We start from the raw sequence: 16,035 nt of genomic DNA, 5'->3' as shown, positions 1-16,035 counted from the left end.
AGGAGGAACCAGTGCGAAGGATCCTGATCGTCGGAGCGGGCCAGGCGGGCCTGCAACTCGCCCTGAGCCTGCGGTCCGAGGGCTACGACGTGACCGTCATGTCGGCGCGCACGCCCGACGAGATCCGGTACGGCCGGATCATGTCCACGCAGTGCATGTTCTGGCCGCAGCTCCAGATCGAACGCGACCGCGGCCTGAACCTCTGGGAGGACGTCGCGCCGGAGATCGTCGCGCAGCGCGTCACCGTCGCGGGCCCGCCGGGCACCCGCGCGTTCCAGACGCTCGGCCGCTGGGACCACTACGCGCAGTCGGTGGACCAGCGGGTCAAGATGGCCGGCTGGCTCGAACTGTTCGAGGAACGCGGCGGGAACGTCGTCTACCACAGCGTGATGACGTCCGACCTGGAGGGCCTCGCCGCGCTCTACGACCTGACGATCATCGCCGCGGGCAAGGGCGAGCTGGTCGAGCTGTTCGACCGCGACGCGAGCCGTTCGCCCTACGACCGTCCGCAGCGCCACCTGTCGTGCGTCTACCTGCACGGGATGACGCCCTGGCCCGGCCACCCCGAGCCGCATGTGCGGATCACGGCCACGCCGGGGATCGGCGAGCTGTTCTTCATGCCCGGCTACACCAACACCGGCCCCTGCGACATCCTGCTGTGGGAGGCGGTCCCGGGCGGGCCGTTCGACTGCTGGGACGACCGTCCGGACCCCGCGGGCCACCTCGCCCGCACGCTCGACCTCATGCGCGAGTACGCCCCGTGGGAGTACGAACGCACCGTCAACGCGGAGCCCACCGACGCCCGCTGTACCCTGTACGGCGGTTACGCGCCCGTCGTCCGCCACCCCGTCGGCAGGCTGTCCGCGGACGCCCTCGTCCTCGGCATGGCCGACGTGGTCGTCGCGAACGACCCGGTGACCGGCCAGGGCTCCAACAACGCCGCACGCTGCGCCGACATCTACTTCAAAGAGATCCTGCGGCACGGCGACGGCCCGTTCGACGCCGACTGGATGCGCCGGACGTTCGAGAAGTACTGGGAGTACGCCCGGTACCCCACCGCCTACACCAACATGATGCTCGGGCCCCTGCCGGAACACGTCCAGAAAGTCCTCGCGACCGCTTCCCACAATGACGCGGTCGCTTACCGCTTCGCCCACGGCTACGCCAATCCGGCCGACTTCGACGACTGGCTCCTGGACCCCGCCAAGACCGAGCGCTACCTGGCCGAGGTGGCCACTCCCTAGCGTTCTGGGCGAACCCCTGAGAAACAGGTTGCAGGCTGTTTGCCCACGCCGGGAAATGGTCGGGGAGTGGAGTTCGTACGGGCCGCCGACTGGCAGGACGCATTGGCGGCCAAGGCCGCCGGAGCCGCCGTGACGCCCATGGCCGGTGCGACCGACGTCATGGTGGAGGTCAACGCGGGCCGTTCCCGCCCGCCCGTCCTGCTCGACCTGGGCCCGGTGGCGGAACTGGCCGAGTGGGAACGCTCGGAATCGTCCATCCGCATAGGCGCGGGCGTGACGTTCGCCCGCCTCATCGATGAACTGGCCGGACACTTACCCGGACTGGCACAGGCCGCCCGAACGGTCGGCTCCCGCCAGATCCGCAACCGCGCGACGATCGGCGGCAACCTCGGCACCGCCGCCGCGAAGGGAATCAGCCATCCCCTCCTCCTGGCCTGCAACGCCCGAATCGAGGTCGCCTCAGCCGCCAGAGGAACGCGCCAAATCCCAGCCGACGACTTCTACCGACCCGGCGGAAACACGCTGAGCGCCGACGAACTGATCCACAGCGTCCACGTAAGAATCGCCTCCGGCCCGCAGTACTTCGCGAAAGTCGGCCACCGCAACGCGATGGTGACCGCCCTCTGCTCGTTCGCCATCGCCCTGCACCCGTGCCGCCACCAGGTCGGAACCGGAATAGGCGCAGCCGCCTCAACTCCCCGCCGCGCCCGAGCCGCCGAAGATTTCCTCTCCGCCGAACTGGACTGGCAAGGCCGAGAACCGGTACCCCCAGCCACCGTCGAACGATTCGCACAACTCGTCCGCGAAGCCGCCGACCCCGTAGACGACATCCGCGCCACCGCCGCCTACCGCCGCCACGCCCTGGCCATAATCGCCCGCCGAACCCTCCTCTGGTCCTGGACCCACTACACAAAAACCCCTCCCTGAAAGGGACTTCGTCCCTCCTCCGGAAGCCCGCCGACTGCTCCACCAGCGCTCTTCCAAACGAGCGGAACCTAGTGGACTAGCATGGCCCGCCATGCGGCGAAATTCCTCCATAATGGGCTGTTTGTGTGCAGCGATCCTGGTGACCTCCTGCACCGCCGACCCCACCCCGGCGACCGAACGGCGAACCAGCCCCGCCGCCCGCCCGTCCCCGCACCGTGCCTGGAACGACCCGCCGTCGAACGTCCTCCACCCGCCCGACTACGAGGGCCTAGGCCCGCCAATAAAGGATGGCGATTTCAAAGCGATAGAAGGCCAATGGGGCGTGGCAGATGATTCCTTCTCCTTCAAAGCCGACGGGAAGTTCTCGCTGTACCGGACAGGCGTCGGCTGCGAGGGCGGAACGACTCGGCACCGGAGGGGCTACCTCGTCAGCATGGGATGCGAGGACGGGACCTGGCGTTGGTGGGTCATGCCCCCTCCGCGCCCCGGCAAGGGCGGCAAAACGGCCCTCCGCGTGGCCCGATATGGACTCATTTCGACACCGCCTGAATCCTCAACAGCTGTGCCACAGGTGCAATTCAAGAACGGCGAGGACGTGTACGGCCTGACGTACCGCTATAAGCCAAAGCCTTGAGCGACGTACGCGAACGCCACAGGCCCACCGCGCTTCTAGCAACAGCCCCGACCCCACCAACGCCAAAGAAGCGCCGCGACCCCTCACCCAACCGGCTCGTCCGACGAGACGAGCCAGATGCGTTGCCCCGCAGGGATCGACCACCCCGCGGCTTCACCCACCCCATCGTTTTCCGTCGCTGCCTCCGATGCCACCAGCGCAACATCGTCAAGGACGATCACTTCTTCTGCGCCGTCTGCGAAGCCCCGGTGCCCAGCGCCTGGAACATGGACGAGCCAGGCGAGTGCTCCCGCCCGCGCGAAGCCCAATGACGGCCCGGGGCCGCCGCTGCCCCGCAAACGGGTCCTGCCCACCGTGACAGATCATGCGCTCGTTGCCGCCGTCCGCGGAATCCTGGGATCATCCCGGCGTGCTGATCACGGGCTACGAGGACGATCCGCTGAGCGACGGCTCCGATCTCCTCAACGACCCGAGCTTCTGGGCGGTGCACGCCCTGACGGTCGGGGCCACCGGACTCGATGACCTCCAGGGCGGTTTCGGTGTGGACATCGAGGACGCCGAAGTACTCAGCGAGCAATTGTTCGACCCTGATCGTTGGCCCGTCTTCAGCGTTCGGCTCCGCAGCCGAGCCACCGTCCACGTCATCTACCGCAACTTGACCGACGACATGGGCGTGGACTTCCTACTCTCACATCCGGCCTGGCCACACGCTTTCCAACTGGCCGCCATCGATGGTTGCCTCGTCGGGCCGGGACTGTCCTGGCGGGAGCTGGACGCCATCGCCCACCAGCCGCCCTCCTCGGCCCCGACCAGCATCGGCGACCCTGCCCGGCGGCTCCTCCTGCTGCTGCCCGCGCTCGGAGACGCCGACCTACCCGACGACGCGGTTTCCGTCCTCACCACAGCGTTGGGCCGCATCACCGCAAGCCCCGTTCCTCAGCACGTCGCCGAAGCCCTGCTTTTCAAGAATGCCGCCTACTGGGAACCCGCCCACTGGAGGCGACTCCCCAACAGCGCGCTGATCTGCGACGAACCCCACAGCCGCCGCTGTCCAGCACACCCCGACGCCTTCCCTCCCGATCAAGCACTCGCCATCACCCAGGCACTGACCGGAAACTGACCGAAACCGAGTTCCCCGCCCGACGCCTCCACAGACAAAGGGTCGGATCCCAAAAAGGGTGTTCTCCCGGGCGGGTAGGCGGCCCCCAGGTACCGCAACGGCACTTGAACGGTCCGGTGGCCGTTCGCCGCTTCAGGGCAGGGGCGCTGTCATCGTCCGCCAGGAGCGGGCCGGTGGCCGCGGATCCCGTCCAAAAGGTAAGTGGTGCGGCGGTCGTAGTCGTCCCGGGGAGGCCGCGTGCCGTGTTTGAGGGCGAGGGCGTTGTCGTGGACAAGTGCTTGCAGGTCGCTCGCCGTGAACTCCGGCCGCAGCGCACCGGAGTCCCGCGCCGCGGCGACGAGTTCGTCGTTGAACTCGCTTCCGACTCGGCAGATCTCCATGAGCTGCCGCGAGTGCGGATACGCCTGCAACAGGACGTCGTTGACCGCGGGCTGGCGGTACTGGAGGTCGCGGAGCGCCGTGAGGTAGTACGTGATCCGCTCGCCGACGTCATCGATCGTCCGCGTGTGATCGATGACGGCGAACAGCTCCGTGGCGACGACCTCTTCGATGACGGCCTCGATGAGGCCGACCCGGCCGCCGAACCGGTTGAAGATCGTCGCCTTGCTCACGCCGGCGGCCTTGGCGACCTCCTCCAGCGGCACCGCCAGGCCCCGTCCCTGGAACGCGCCGATCGCGGCGGACCGGATCTGCTCGGAGTTGCGCCTGGCATCGGCGCGCAGCCGTGGTCGCGATGGCGCCGTACCGGTCAAGGTCCTCACCGACTCTCCTGCCGCCCGGCATCGAAATTTGACTCCCGGGGTCAGTTTACCTACTGTCATCAACGGGCCGTAAACTGACCTACGAGGTCAACTTAGAACCTCGCCCTCTACCAGGGCGGATACGGCGTGGACGGACAGGAAGAGGCCACCAGCATGATCGTTGTCACCGGTGCCACCGGCGGGCTCGGCAGCGCCGTCGTCGCGAACCTTCTTGAGCGCGTACCCGCGGACCGGATCGGCGTCAGCGTCCGTGACGTCGCCGGGGCGCGGCATCTGGCCGATCGCGGCGTCCGTGTGCGGCAGGGCTCCTACGAGGATCCGGCCGCGCTGCGCGACTCGTTCGCCGGGGCCGAGCAGGTGCTCCTGGTGTCGGGCAACGACCCGGCGGCCGACCTGGTCGTCCTGCACCGCAACGCCATCGAGGCCGCCGTCGCCGCCGGCGCCCAGCGGATCCTCTACACGAGCCAGCAGGGCGCCGTCCGCGGCAATCCGTACGGGCCGTCGGAGGTCCACATGGCCACCGAGGCCGCCCTCGCCGAGTCCGGAGTGGCCTGGACCGCGCTGCGCAACGGCGCCTACGGCACGCTGGACCAGGTGCTCGGCCCGTGGCAGCGGACTGGGGAGATCGTCCGACCGGAAGACGGTCCCGCCCCGTACACCGACCGTGCGGACGTGGCGGAGGCCATCGCGGTCATCCTCGCCGGTGACCGCTCCTTCGACGGCCCGATCGACCTCACCGCGCCGACCGCCCTCACCTTCGACGAGATCGCCAAGATCGCCTCCGACCTGACAGGCCGCACCATCGAGCGCACCGTCCTGAACGACGAACAGTGGGTCGCCGACCAGATCAGGCTCGGAGTCCCCGAGCAGACGGCGCGGTTCCTGCTCACCTGGTACGAGGCCGCCCGCGCCGGCTACTTCGCAGAAGCCGACCCCCTGCTGGCGCGACTCCTCGGCCGCGAGCCCAACAGCGTGCCCGCCCGCCTCGCAGCCCACCTCGCCACCTGAACCCCTCGTCGTCGTTCACCCGTCCGTCGACCTGGGCGTACAAGCCGGGACACACCAGCGGATCGCCCCAAGGCCCAGCACGAAACCCCCCAGACAGCTCCACGGGAAGCATCCGGAGGCCCACAGTCGGCGGGCCCGTCAGGCTGTGGCGTCGCGCTTGAGCCGTTCAACGAGCACCCGCCAAGTGTCTGTGGGGAGCGCGAGGCGGGGGCCGTCCGGGTCTTTCGAGTCGCGAACGCCGATGTTGCGCGCGAGCGCTGCAACTTCTACGCAACTGGTGTTGTCTGACGTAGCGCTACGGCTCGACTTGCGCCACTCCGTCATTGCCGCGCCTCCCGAGTTCGTGTTCTCCGCCCCTGCCCCCGTCGCGTCCATCGTCGCCCGTCGTCCAGCGCGAAGAAACCCCCGGATGGACCCAGTAGGGAGTGTCCGGGGGTTCCGGGGGCAGGGCTTGTCAGGCTGTGTCGTCGTGCTTGAGCCGTTCAACGAGAGTTCGCCAGGCGTCCGGGGAGAGCGCGAGGCGGGGGCCGTCCGGGTCCTTCGAGTCACGAACGCCGATGTTGCGTGCCAGCGCCGCAACTTCGACGCAGTCGCTTTGGTTCCCGCTCGTCCCGCTGCGATTGGACTTGCGCCACTTCGTCATTGCCGCGCCTCCCGAGTTCGTGTTCTCCGCCTACTAACCCGGTCGCGTCCATCGTCGCCCGTCGTCCAGCGCGAAGAAACCCCCGGATGGACCCAGTAGCGAGTGGCCGGGGGTTCCAGGGGGCAGGGCCTGTCAGGCTGTGGCGTCGTACTTGAGCTGTTCAACGAGCGCCCGCCAGGCGTCCGGGGAGAGAGTGAGGCGGGGACCTTCCGGGTCCTTCGAGTCACGAACGCCGATGGTGCTCGCCATGCGTGCAACCTCTACACAGTCGCTGTTCGATGACGTAGCGCTACGGCTCGACTTGCGCCACTTCGTCATTGCCGCACCTCCATAGCTCGTGACCTCCATAGCTCGTGTTCTCCACCCCCCTGCCCCGGTCGCGTCCATCGTCGTTCGTCGTCCAGTACGAAGAAACCCCCGTACGGCCTCCAGCCGGGAGCGTTCGGGGGTTTCGGGGGTACGGGCTCGTCAGGCCGGGGCGTCGTGCTTGAGTCGTTCAACGAGAGTTCGCCAGGCGTCCGGGGAGAGCGCGAGGCGGGGGCCTTCCGGGTCCTTCGAGTCACGAACGCCGATGTTGCGTGCCAGCGCCGCAACTTCGACGCAGTCACCGCCGGAGGTCCCGCTACGGCTGGACCTGCGCCACTTCGTCATTGCCGCGCCTCCCGAGGTCGTGTTCTCCGCCTACTAACCCCGTCGCGTCCCATCGTCGCCCGTCGTCCAGTACGAAGAACCTCCCGGATAGACCCAGCAGGGAGTGTCCGGGGGTTCTGGGGGCAGGGCCTGTCAGGTTGTGTCGTCGCGCTTGAGTCGTTCAACGAGAGTCCGCCAGGCGTCCGGGGAGAGCGCGAGGCGGGGGCCTTCCGGGTCCTTCGAGTCGCGAACACCCACGTTGCCGACGAACGAAGCAACTTCCACGCACTGTCCGCCGCTCGTGTTGCTCCGGCTGGATTTGCGCCACTGGGTCATTTGTAGCTCTCCATGGCTTTTTCAAGTAGTCGCCGCGACGGTCCGACGGGGGCCGCGACGTTGGATATCCGGTCATACCGTACCCCGAAGCGTTGCACGTCCGGCGGGTCCAGCATGAGCCGTCCGCGCTCCGGGGCATCAGCGAACGCGATATCTCGATCATCGACTGTAAGCAGAGCGAAGGAGCCGTCGAGGCCGACATTCGCGCCTGCCTCCCGTTCCAACACGCGCACGCTGACGTTGGGAAGCTCTCCGATTTCGATCAAGTGTGCGAGTTGCTCCACCATGATCGCGGGAGGCCCGATCGGTTGCGCGAGCACCGCCCAGTTGATGAGCACGGAGACATGCGGGATCTTGGGCTTCCCGAACACGGCTGCTTGACGAGCCATGCGGGTCTTCAGTGCACGTTCCACGTCGTCCACGAGACCGGCATTGAGCGCGGCTCGCGCGTACCCCTCCGTCTGAAGGAGTCCGGGCACAAGTAGCGCCTCCCACATCCGGTGATGTGTCGCCACTGCCTCATGTTCCGTAAGACCCGTGAACCAATCGCCCTCGTCTGTGGCGTTCGCGAACCTAACGAGCCTGCTGAATAGACGTCCGAGATTCCACATTTCGTCCAGCTTCGCCGCGTAGTCCGCCGAGAGTCGCCGGAGCCCGTTCTCGACTCTGGAAACAGTGGACCGGTCGCACTCCAAACGGATCGCCAACTGGTTGGCGGACAAGCCGTGCTCCATGCGCTGCCTCCGCACCTCAACGGCTATGAGGTGCCACAACGAACGATCTGGATCTAGAGAGTGGCCCACTGTGATCGTCCTTTCGGCATGTTGCCACTGGTGCGGGAACGTAGCGAAGGTACCTCGGCAGGGCGCATTCTGGCAGTCCCCAGAACGATGGATCTCCCGGTAGCGCGAGGACGTGAGACATATGGGAGCACACCGAGCCGAACGCCACAGCCGATTCCGACTCTCGGCCGGTACGCGAGACAACAGCCGGTCCACATCGCCGGACGGAGTGCCCGCGCCCCCAAGCGACGCAGCTTCGGACCCGCTCCGTTCAATTCCGCACCGATGCCTTGGACGGCTCGCGGTGTCGTTGAATCGGATTCCCGGGCTGTTCTGCACGGTCGTGGAGAACGGATCGGTGCCCGCATTGCGGGTCGTTCGCCGCGAATACGACCGCCGTCCCGCCTACTTCGGGTGCTTCTATTACGGCACCGAATGGTGGATCACCTGGGCTGACGGGAAGCTGCTCGCCACCGCCGAAGCCACCGACGAGGCCGCGGCCGTGATCCGCAAAGCGATGGGGCTATGACGCGGCAGCCGCACGGGTCCGCCCTCGTACGTCCGGCCGCGCTGGTGGACCTGGCGCTCGTCGGTCTGGAGGAGGCCATGCACTCGCGCGGACACCCCAAGACGTTGATCGACCAGATCGCCGCGCAGGCACGCGACCATGCCAACGCACGGCTCGCCGACGAGCCCGCGCAAGCCGCCGAGAAGAGCATCCAGCGCGCTTACCAGGTCGTCGCCCCGTTCTTCACCTCGCTCATGCGCCGGCACGGCCTGTCGAACGAAACGCTGATCGAGGTCAATGAGGACGGTCGCAAACACGTCGCCCGCGTACGCAGGTACCGGGAGATCGAGGCCGAGCCAGCCGACCGTCACACCGAGGCGGAGCCAGCCGACCTCCCCACCAAGGCCGAGACCGATGGCTGCGACGGGACGAGGACGACGGAACGTTGACCGGCAGGGCTGCCGGAGCGCAGCGAGCCGGGGCGACCGCTAAGCGGGGCTATGCTCGCCCCGTCCCGCACAGTGCCTATGTACGGCGTGTACGGAAGGCCACCTCGTGACCGACAAATCGACGCCCCGCGAGCCGCCCCGCGAGACGCCCCGTGAGACGCCCCTCGAAACGCGGCAGGGCCCGGTGGGGGACTCCCTCGTCCCCCATACGGCCCGCGTCTGGAACTACTGGCTTGGCGGAAAGGACAACTACAGCGTCGATCGCGGACTCGGCGACCAGATCCAGGCCGTTATCCCCGATATCGTCGCCTCCGCCCGCGCCGACAGGGGATTCCTGGGGCGCGCGGTCACCTATCTGGTCCGGGAGGCCGGGATCAGGCAGTTCCTGGATCTGGGAACGGGGCTGCCGACCTCCGACAACACCCACGAGGTCGCGCAGGCCATCGCGCCCGAATGCCGCATCGTCTACGTCGACAACGATCCGTTGGTGCTCCGCCACGCCCAAGCCCTGCTGACCTCCACCCGCGAGGGCGCCACCGACTACATCGACGCCGACGTGCGCGCCCCTGAAGCGATCCTGGACCAGGCCGCGACGACGCTGGACTTCGCGCGGCCCGTCGGGATCATGATGCTCGGCATACTCAACTTCGTCACCGACGACGCTGAGGCGCAACGGATCGTGGACCGCCTCCTCGCCGCCGTCCCGTCCGGCAGCCACCTGGCGATCGCCCACCCCACGGGAGAGGTGAACGGCGAGGCCGCCCAGCAGGCCGTCGACATGAGCAACGACGCCGGAGTGGCCCCCATGTGCCTGCGCAGCCGCGCCCAGCTGGAACGCCTCTTCAACGGCCTGGAACTGCTGGAACCCGGTGTGGTCTCCTGCTCCCGCTGGCGCCCGCCCGCCACCGACATCGGCGGGCTCCCGCCGGCGGTCTACCAGTTCTGCGGCCTGGCCCGAAAGCCCTGAACGATCATGGGGCGGTGGACGTCACGCCCGAGTCGGCGGCGTGCCCGAACAGGCCATGAGGCGGCGGCAGCGTCGAGGACGTGGCCGTCACGACCGCGAGCACCCCGACGACCACGAGACGGCGGCGCAACTTGGAACGGCCCGTCCGCGGCCCCGTCGTGCGGTTCAGGTCCTGCTGCACGGCCATCGTCGTCCTCCCCGTCCGGTGGCGCGGTGGTCGCGCCGTCACTGTCGAATCTAGGCAGCGCGCGCCCGGAGCACATGGGCGCTGACACCCCAGCGGGGGTGGGGCTAGCCCCCCGGGGTCCGGGGCGGCATCCCGACCTCGCCAACCGGCCAGCCTTCCCTGCGTCCGCTTCCCCCCGGCGGTCACGGCCGTCCATCGTGGAAGCATGCCTTCCTACCGACTGCCGGAGATCCACCGCTCATACACTCCGCGTCCCGCCACCCCGGCCCCACCGGCACCGTCCGCGGCGCCGCGGCCGCCGACCGGGCCGTCCGGGGTGGGGACCTCGGCCGCAAGGCTCGCCGAACGGCTCGCGGACGACTCGCCGCGCGAATCGGCCGTGCGGGTTCCGCCGCTGTACTGCCCCGATGCCGTACGCGACGATCCGGCGCTGGGCGACGAGGTCAACCGGCGGCTCGTGGAGTGGGCCGAGGAGATCGGGATCTACGAGGGCAGGCTGGACAAGCTGGAGTCGTGCCAGTTCGGGCACCTGATGATGCTGACCCACCCCGACACCGACGACCCCGACCGGCTCCTCGCCGCGGCCCGGTGCGCGCTGTCGGAGTGGTCGGTCGACGACCACTGGGTGGACGAGGGCGAGGACGCGGCCCCCGAGCTCATCGGCCCCCGCCTCGCGCTGGCGCACGCGGTGGTCGACCCCGTCCGCCTGCCGGTCCGCTACGCGCCCGAGTTCGAACGCGTCGTCCAGAAGGAGCCGGTGCTGCGCGCGTTCCGTTCGGCGCTCGGCCACCTCTCCTTGATCGCCAGCCCGACGCAGGTGGCGCGGCTGCGGCACGAGCTGGCCGTGATGTTCGTCGGGTACGGCCAGGAGGCGGAGTGGCGCACGTCGAGCCGGGTCCCGGCGGTCTGGGAGTACCTCATGCACCGCTACGAGAACGCGTTCTTCCCCTGCATGGTCCTGCTCGACCCCATCGGCGGCTACGAACTGCCCCCGCAGGAGTTCGCCGACGCGCGGGTGCGCGGCACGTACCTCTACGCCGGTACGGCCGCCGTCCTGCTCAACGACCTGTACTCGATGGGCAAGGAGGACCCCACCGACACCAACCTGCCCAACCTGATCGCCCGCGAGGAAGGCTGCTCGCTCCAGGACGCCGTGGACCGTACGGCCGACATCCACGACGAGCTCATGCACACCGTCGAGGCCGAGGCCGCCGCCCTCGCCGCCGCCGGGTCCCCGGAGCTCGGACGGTTCATGGCCGGTCTGTGGAACTGGATGGGCGGGTCCAAGCACTGGCACGCCACCAGCCCCCGCTACAACTGACCGCGCCCGTACGGAACGCGCTCAACGCGCGGGAACCCACGCCCTGAGCGTGAACCAGACGGTCTTCCCGGCGTCCTCGGACAGGTCCACCCCGTGGTCGTCGGCGATCGTCGACACCATGAACAGGCCCCAGCCCGACTCGCCGAGCTCGTCCGGCATCGCGTTCTCGTAGGAGAACTCGCCGCTCGGGTCGCGGACCTCGACCACCGCCCGGTCGCCCTCGCGGATCAGCGCCAGGTCGAGCTCGGTGCCGGGGGACGCGCCGCCGACGTGCACCACGCCGTTGGTGACCAGCTCGGACGTGAGCAGCTCCACGTTGTCGATCGCGGACGGGTCGGCCCGGTGCAGCGCGAGCAGCTCGCGGACCTGGTGGCGCGCCGTCTCAACGGCCTCGGGCCGGGCGGGCAGGCGCACGCCCAGTAGAGGCATGCCCGCCCGCCGCGTACCGCCGTTCACCTCGTGCACCGGTCTCCCCCACGACCCGATCACCTCGTGTACGTAGGTCATTACCCGCACTGGCGCTTTTGAAGATCGCAGAACGGAACCCGCCCGCGCCGAACGCCCCGCCCATGCCGTTCGGCTGGACGGGGCGTCGGTTCGGGGCGTCGGTTCCGGGACTCGTCCGGAGCCCGGCCGGGGTCAGGCGAGCGCGGCCTTTTCGGCGATGTCGGTGCGGTGGTGGGAGCCGCGCAGGCCGATCTTCGCGACCGCCTCGTACGCCGCGGAGCGGGCCGACGCCAGGTCGGGGCCGCTGCCCACCACGTTCAGGACGCGGCCGCCGTTCGCGACCGGGCGGCCCTCGTCGTCCAGGCGGGTGCCCGCGTGCAGCACGTACGCGCCCGGCACCTGCGCGGCGTCGGCGAGGCCGGTGATCGGGTCGCCCTTGACCGGGGACGCGGGGTAGCCCTCGGCGGCCACGACGACCGTGACGGCGGCGCCGGGCTCCCACGCGGGACGGAACGCCGGGTCCAGCCCGCCGATCGCGCACGCCTGGAGCAGCGACGCGAGCGGGGTGGCCAGCCGGTCCAGGACGACCTGGGTCTCGGGGTCGCCGAAGCGGGCGTTGAACTCGACCACCCGTACGCCCCGGGACGTGAGCGCGAGCCCGGCGTACAGGACGCCGACGTACGGCGTCTCGCGGCGGCGCAGCTCGTCCACGGCGGGCTGGACGACCGTGGCCATCACCTCGTCCACCAGTTCGGACGGGGCCCACGGCAGCGGGGTGTAGGCGCCCATGCCGCCGGTGTTGGGGCCCTCGTCGCCGTCGCGGGCGCGCTTGAAGTCCTGGGCGGGGAGCAGCGGGACGGCGTGCACGCCGTCGCACAGGGCGAAGAGGGAGACCTCCGGGCCGTCCAGGTACTCCTCGATCACGACCCGGCCGCAGGCGGCGGCGTGGGCGACCGCGGCGGCGCGGTCCTCGGTGACGACGACGCCCTTGCCGGCCGCGAGGCCGTCGTCCTTCACCACGTACGGCGGGCCGAACGCGTCGAGGGCCGCCTCGGCCTCCGACTCGGACTCGCAGACGCGGGCGGCGGCCGTCGGCACTCCGGCGGCGGCCATGACCTCCTTGGCGAACGCCTTGGAACCCTCGATCCTGGCGGCCTCGCGGTCGGGGCCGAAGCAGGGGATCCCGGCGGCGCGCAGCGCGTCGCCGACCCCCGCCATGAGCACCGCCTCGGGGCCGACCACGACGAGCTCGACGCGCAGCCGGGCGGCCAGCTCCGTCACCGCCGTCGGATCCTCCGGGTCGAGCTGGTGGTTGTCCGCGATCTCCGCCGTGCCGGGGTTGCCGGGGGCGCAGTGGAGGGCGGTGACGGACGGGTCGCGGTGCAGGGCGCGGGCGAGCGCATGCTCGCGGCCACCCGATCCAAGGACGAGTACTCGCACGTGGAGCGAGCTTACCGACCCCGCCCGGCGCGCGGGCTCGGCGGGCATGAACGCCTGGTTCCAGGGCGTTGTGGTGGGGTGCGGCGGCCCGGCCGGACGCGGGGTGAGGGCGATCACAGCGGCCGTGGGTGAACCCCGGCGTTGACCGGAGCGTCTCAAATGTCGGCTGGTAAGCTGCACAGCCGTGGCCTGATGTCCGGACGCGAAAGGAGGTGGTCGGGATGATTCCTGGTGATACTTGCAGTTCGCCGGAGAACCCTCACAGTCCGAGCGGGACTGTACTTCCGTCCGCCTCTGCACGGCGTCCGGCCATAGTTCTCGCGCGCTCCCTTCGCTGAAGCCTGGGTCGAGCGCGCGATGCGCGCGTGTGGCCGGCGGGTTAGGAGCACCTCATGGCCATGACACGAGTCCGCCCGGGTCGCGCGACGATGTCGCTGTTCAAGACCCGCGGACGTCCGCACAGCCCCGCGGCGCAGGGCCGCCGCCGCGACTCCGCCGTCATCGACTGGGCCGCCTACATCGACGGCAACCGCGTCTGCACCGAGACCGTCGACGACGCGGTCCGCCTCATCCGCGACGGCCGCCTCACCCCGAACGGCGACAGCGCCGGGTTCGTCTGGGTCGGCCTGCACGAGCCGTCCGCCACCGAGCTGTCGGAGCTCGCCGAGGTCTTCGGCCTGCACCCGCTCGCGGTCGAGGACGCCATCCACGCCCACCAGCGGCCCAAGCTGGAGCGCTACGACGACGTCAACTTCTTCGTGCTGAAGACCGTCGGGTACGTCGCCCGCGACCCCGACGGCGCCGAGGTCGTCGAGACCGGCGAGATCATGATCTTCTGCGGGGCCGACTTCGTGGTGACCGTACGGCACGGGGCGCAGGGCGAGCTCGGCTCCGTACGCGAGCGCCTGGAGGGCGACGCCGCACGGCTCGCGCTCGGTCCCGCCGCGGTCCTGCACGCCGTCGCCGACCGCGTGGTGGACGGCTACGTGTCGGTCGCCGAGGCGGTCATGGAGGACATCGACGAGGTCGAGGAGGCGGTGTTCTCGCCCGAGCGCACCGACGAGTCGCGCCGCATCTACCGCCTCAAGCGCGAGGTGATCCAGCTCAAGCGGGCGGTCGGGCCGCTCGCCGGGCCGCTGCGCAGCCTCACCGGCCGCCGGTTCGTCCCGGCGGAGATCAAGGAGTACCTGCGCGACGTGGAGGACCACCTCACCCGGGTCCGCGAGCAGGTCGAGTCGTACGACGAGCTGCTCAACCCGATCCTCCAGGCGCACATGACCCAGGTGACCGTCGCCGACAACAAGGACATGCGGAAGATCTCCGCCTGGGGTGCGATCTTCATGGTGCCGACCGCGATCGCCGGGATCTACGGCATGAACTTCGACCACATGCCCGAGACCAAGTGGACCTACGGCTACCCGATGATCCTCACCGTGATCGCGGCCGCCTGTTGGGCGCTGCACCGCGGTTTCCGCCGGAACGGCTGGCTGTGAGCCCCGCGCACCCGCCGCGCGCCGTGCGCCGCCGACGGCCGTGAACGTGCGCCGGTTTCGAGGTGGGCCACACCCCCCGGGGCGGGTGGCTCAGCTCAAGACCGGCGCCGGTTCCGGAACGGGGAGCGGCAGGCCGAGGCCCGCGAGGACCCGGCGCAGCCGGTCGGGCCGGTCGGTCACGATCGCGTCCACGCCGTAGCCGGCGAACCGCGCCATCTCGGCGGGGTCGTTGACCGTCCAGACCGCGACGGGCAGCGCCAGCCGGTCCGCCTCCCCGACCAGCTCGGGCGTCGTCAGGAGATGCTCGGGCGACAGCGCCGTCGCGCCGATCTCCAGCGCCGACCCGACCGGGTCCGCCGGGTCCAGGCCCGCGAGCCAGCCCGCGCCCGGGACGAGCGTCTTGCGTTCGACGAGCGCGACGCGGCCGAGCCGCGGGTCGTACCGCCGGGCCTCCGCGAGCACCCGCCAGTCGAACGCGAGCAGCCGCCCGCGCGCCGTCAGGCCGTGCGCGGCCAGCACGTCGGCCACGGCCGCCGTGAACGCTGCGACCTCCGCGCGCGGCCACGACGGGTCGGTCTTCAGCTCCACGTGCAGCCGTACGGCCGGCGCCGTCCCGATCAGCGCGCACGCCTCGTCCAGCGTGGGCAGCGGCGTGCCGGGCAGCCGGGCCTGAGTCCGGGCGAACGGGTCGTCCGCCGGGCGCTCCGGGCGCCGCACGCCCGCGTCCACGGTCCGGATCTGCGCGAGCGTCAGGTCGCGGATCGGCGTGCCGACGTACGGGAAGGCCGGGTCGCCGGGCGTCGCCGGACGGGTGTCGGCCACGTTCAGCGGCGAGAGCGCCTGGTCGTGGTTGAGCACCGGCACGCCGTCGGCGGTACGGCCGACGTCCAGCTCGACGGCGTCCACGCCCAGCTCCAGCGCGTACGCGAAGCCGGGCAGCGTGTTCTCCGGGCGCAGGCCGCGGGCGCCCCGATGGCCGTGCACCTCGACGCCCGCCCCGGCGGCGCGCCCCCCGTTGAAATCCACCGGGAAACCGTACCGGCGGCGGCCGAACGGCGCGTGGCCGCAGCGCCATCGCCCGTGGAACCGCGGGCGATGGCGCCCCGAACACCGCCGGCCGCAACGGCGGGGCCCGGAC

At 70.1% G+C, this 16,035-nt stretch carries 20 protein-coding genes; 9 read left to right on the top strand and 11 right to left on the bottom strand.

Annotated features, from left to right (window positions below; all coding sequences use genetic code 11):
- Positions 1–11 precede the first annotated feature (11 nt).
- The 3 genes from GEV43_RS14080 (at position 12) to GEV43_RS14070 (ending at position 3,925) form a co-directional block, all read left to right on the top strand.
- Complete coding sequence (locus tag GEV43_RS14080; protein WP_160821085.1) at positions 12–1,244, top strand: styrene monooxygenase/indole monooxygenase family protein; 1,233 nt, start codon at positions 12–14, stop codon at positions 1,242–1,244.
- A gap of 66 nt (positions 1,245–1,310) precedes the next feature.
- Entirely contained in the window at positions 1,311–2,171 is an 861-nt protein-coding gene (locus GEV43_RS14075; RefSeq protein ID WP_160821084.1) for a xanthine dehydrogenase family protein subunit M, read from the top strand.
- A 1,043-nt stretch (positions 2,172–3,214) separates the two neighbouring features.
- Complete coding sequence (locus tag GEV43_RS14070) at positions 3,215–3,925, top strand: hypothetical protein (protein ID WP_160821083.1); 711 nt, start codon at positions 3,215–3,217, stop codon at positions 3,923–3,925.
- A gap of 149 nt (positions 3,926–4,074) precedes the next feature.
- On the opposite strand, the gene GEV43_RS14065 is transcribed toward GEV43_RS14070, so the two are convergent.
- Positions 4,075–4,677 carry a TetR/AcrR family transcriptional regulator gene (locus tag GEV43_RS14065; protein WP_241683530.1) on the bottom strand — a complete coding sequence of 201 codons (603 nt, stop codon included), beginning with the start codon at positions 4,675–4,677 and terminating at the stop codon, positions 4,075–4,077.
- A gap of 162 nt (positions 4,678–4,839) precedes the next feature.
- Between GEV43_RS14065 and GEV43_RS14060 the strand changes: the two genes are divergently transcribed.
- A complete protein-coding gene (locus GEV43_RS14060) occupies positions 4,840–5,694 on the top strand; it encodes an NAD(P)H-binding protein (protein ID WP_160824515.1) in 855 nt (284 codons plus the stop codon).
- Positions 5,695–5,832: 138 nt separating this feature from the next.
- Here GEV43_RS14060 and GEV43_RS14055 read toward each other — a convergent pair whose 3' ends face one another.
- The 6 genes from GEV43_RS14055 to GEV43_RS14030 form a co-directional block, all read right to left on the bottom strand.
- Positions 5,833–6,018, bottom strand: coding sequence for a DUF397 domain-containing protein (locus GEV43_RS14055; protein ID WP_160821081.1), 186 nt, complete (start codon positions 6,016–6,018; stop codon positions 5,833–5,835).
- 130 nt (positions 6,019–6,148) lie between these two features.
- Positions 6,149–6,337 (bottom strand): DUF397 domain-containing protein, encoded by a 189-nt coding sequence (locus GEV43_RS14050; RefSeq protein WP_160821080.1) that lies wholly within the window; start codon positions 6,335–6,337, stop codon positions 6,149–6,151.
- A gap of 132 nt (positions 6,338–6,469) precedes the next feature.
- Positions 6,470–6,655: a DUF397 domain-containing protein gene (locus tag GEV43_RS14045; RefSeq protein WP_206681167.1), complete on the bottom strand. Its 186-nt coding sequence runs from the start codon at positions 6,653–6,655 to the stop codon at positions 6,470–6,472.
- A 150-nt stretch (positions 6,656–6,805) separates the two neighbouring features.
- Entirely contained in the window at positions 6,806–6,988 is a 183-nt protein-coding gene (locus GEV43_RS14040; protein WP_160821078.1) for a DUF397 domain-containing protein, read from the bottom strand.
- 132 nt (positions 6,989–7,120) lie between these two features.
- Entirely contained in the window at positions 7,121–7,303 is a 183-nt protein-coding gene (locus tag GEV43_RS14035) for a DUF397 domain-containing protein (RefSeq protein WP_160821077.1), read from the bottom strand.
- Positions 7,300–8,052 (bottom strand): helix-turn-helix transcriptional regulator, encoded by a 753-nt coding sequence (locus tag GEV43_RS14030; protein ID WP_309239628.1) that lies wholly within the window; start codon positions 8,050–8,052, stop codon positions 7,300–7,302. The genes GEV43_RS14035 and GEV43_RS14030 overlap by 4 nt, the downstream gene beginning before the upstream one ends.
- Positions 8,053–8,389: 337 nt before the next feature.
- Here GEV43_RS14030 and GEV43_RS14025 point away from each other — a divergent pair, with 337 nt between their 5' ends.
- From GEV43_RS14025 to GEV43_RS14015, 3 genes are all read left to right on the top strand, one after another.
- Positions 8,390–8,614: a hypothetical protein gene (locus tag GEV43_RS14025; RefSeq protein WP_160821075.1), complete on the top strand. Its 225-nt coding sequence runs from the start codon at positions 8,390–8,392 to the stop codon at positions 8,612–8,614.
- A 44-nt stretch (positions 8,615–8,658) separates the two neighbouring features.
- Positions 8,659–9,042, top strand: coding sequence for a hypothetical protein (locus tag GEV43_RS14020; RefSeq protein ID WP_160821074.1), 384 nt, complete (start codon positions 8,659–8,661; stop codon positions 9,040–9,042).
- Positions 9,043–9,226: 184 nt separating this feature from the next.
- Positions 9,227–10,009 carry an SAM-dependent methyltransferase gene (locus tag GEV43_RS14015; protein WP_160824514.1) on the top strand — a complete coding sequence of 261 codons (783 nt, stop codon included), beginning with the start codon at positions 9,227–9,229 and terminating at the stop codon, positions 10,007–10,009.
- A 4-nt stretch (positions 10,010–10,013) separates the two neighbouring features.
- On the opposite strand, the gene GEV43_RS14010 is transcribed toward GEV43_RS14015, so the two are convergent.
- On the bottom strand, positions 10,014–10,196 hold the full coding sequence (locus GEV43_RS14010) for a hypothetical protein (protein WP_160821073.1): 183 nt from the start codon (positions 10,194–10,196) through the stop codon (positions 10,014–10,016).
- Positions 10,197–10,401: 205 nt separating this feature from the next.
- Here GEV43_RS14010 and GEV43_RS14005 point away from each other — a divergent pair, with 205 nt between their 5' ends.
- Positions 10,402–11,517, top strand: coding sequence for a family 2 encapsulin nanocompartment cargo protein terpene cyclase (locus GEV43_RS14005; protein WP_206681166.1), 1,116 nt, complete (start codon positions 10,402–10,404; stop codon positions 11,515–11,517).
- A gap of 21 nt (positions 11,518–11,538) precedes the next feature.
- Here GEV43_RS14005 and GEV43_RS14000 read toward each other — a convergent pair whose 3' ends face one another.
- Positions 11,539–12,024: an ATP-binding protein gene (locus tag GEV43_RS14000; protein ID WP_160821072.1), complete on the bottom strand. Its 486-nt coding sequence runs from the start codon at positions 12,022–12,024 to the stop codon at positions 11,539–11,541.
- A 132-nt stretch (positions 12,025–12,156) separates the two neighbouring features.
- Entirely contained in the window at positions 12,157–13,404 is a 1,248-nt protein-coding gene (gene purD / locus GEV43_RS13995) for a phosphoribosylamine--glycine ligase (RefSeq protein ID WP_160821071.1), read from the bottom strand.
- Between the two features lie 392 nt (positions 13,405–13,796).
- Here purD and corA point away from each other — a divergent pair, with 392 nt between their 5' ends.
- Positions 13,797–14,897 (top strand): magnesium/cobalt transporter CorA, encoded by a 1,101-nt coding sequence (gene corA / locus GEV43_RS13990; protein WP_206681165.1) that lies wholly within the window; start codon positions 13,797–13,799, stop codon positions 14,895–14,897.
- A 90-nt stretch (positions 14,898–14,987) separates the two neighbouring features.
- On the opposite strand, the gene GEV43_RS13985 is transcribed toward corA, so the two are convergent.
- A complete protein-coding gene (locus GEV43_RS13985) occupies positions 14,988–15,923 on the bottom strand; it encodes a glycerophosphodiester phosphodiesterase family protein (protein ID WP_160821070.1) in 936 nt (311 codons plus the stop codon).
- Between the last annotated feature and the right edge of the window lie 112 nt (positions 15,924–16,035).

This window comes from Actinomadura sp. J1-007, assembly GCF_009793335.1.
Taxonomy (GTDB): Bacteria; Actinomycetota; Actinomycetes; order Streptosporangiales; family Streptosporangiaceae; genus Spirillospora; species Spirillospora yumaensis.
Note: the sequence above shows the minus strand (reverse complement) of the source record. Positions and strands in the feature narration are given on the sequence as shown.

Coding starts and splice junctions, on each gene's coding strand:
- GEV43_RS14060 (WP_160824515.1), top strand. CDS start 4,840: ATGATCGTTGTCACCGGTGCCACCGGCGGGCTCGGCAGCGCCGTCGTC.
- GEV43_RS14055 (WP_160821081.1), bottom strand. CDS start 6,018: ATGACGGAGTGGCGCAAGTCGAGCCGTAGCGCTACGTCAGACAACACC.
- GEV43_RS14050 (WP_160821080.1), bottom strand. CDS start 6,337: ATGACGAAGTGGCGCAAGTCCAATCGCAGCGGGACGAGCGGGAACCAA.
- GEV43_RS14045 (WP_206681167.1), bottom strand. CDS start 6,655: ATGACGAAGTGGCGCAAGTCGAGCCGTAGCGCTACGTCATCGAACAGC.
- GEV43_RS14040 (WP_160821078.1), bottom strand. CDS start 6,988: ATGACGAAGTGGCGCAGGTCCAGCCGTAGCGGGACCTCCGGCGGTGAC.
- GEV43_RS14035 (WP_160821077.1), bottom strand. CDS start 7,303: ATGACCCAGTGGCGCAAATCCAGCCGGAGCAACACGAGCGGCGGACAG.
- GEV43_RS14010 (WP_160821073.1), bottom strand. CDS start 10,196: ATGGCCGTGCAGCAGGACCTGAACCGCACGACGGGGCCGCGGACGGGC.
- GEV43_RS14005 (WP_206681166.1), top strand. CDS start 10,402: ATGCCTTCCTACCGACTGCCGGAGATCCACCGCTCATACACTCCGCGT.
- GEV43_RS14000 (WP_160821072.1), bottom strand. CDS start 12,024: ATGACCTACGTACACGAGGTGATCGGGTCGTGGGGGAGACCGGTGCAC.
- corA (WP_206681165.1), top strand. CDS start 13,797: ATGGCCATGACACGAGTCCGCCCGGGTCGCGCGACGATGTCGCTGTTC.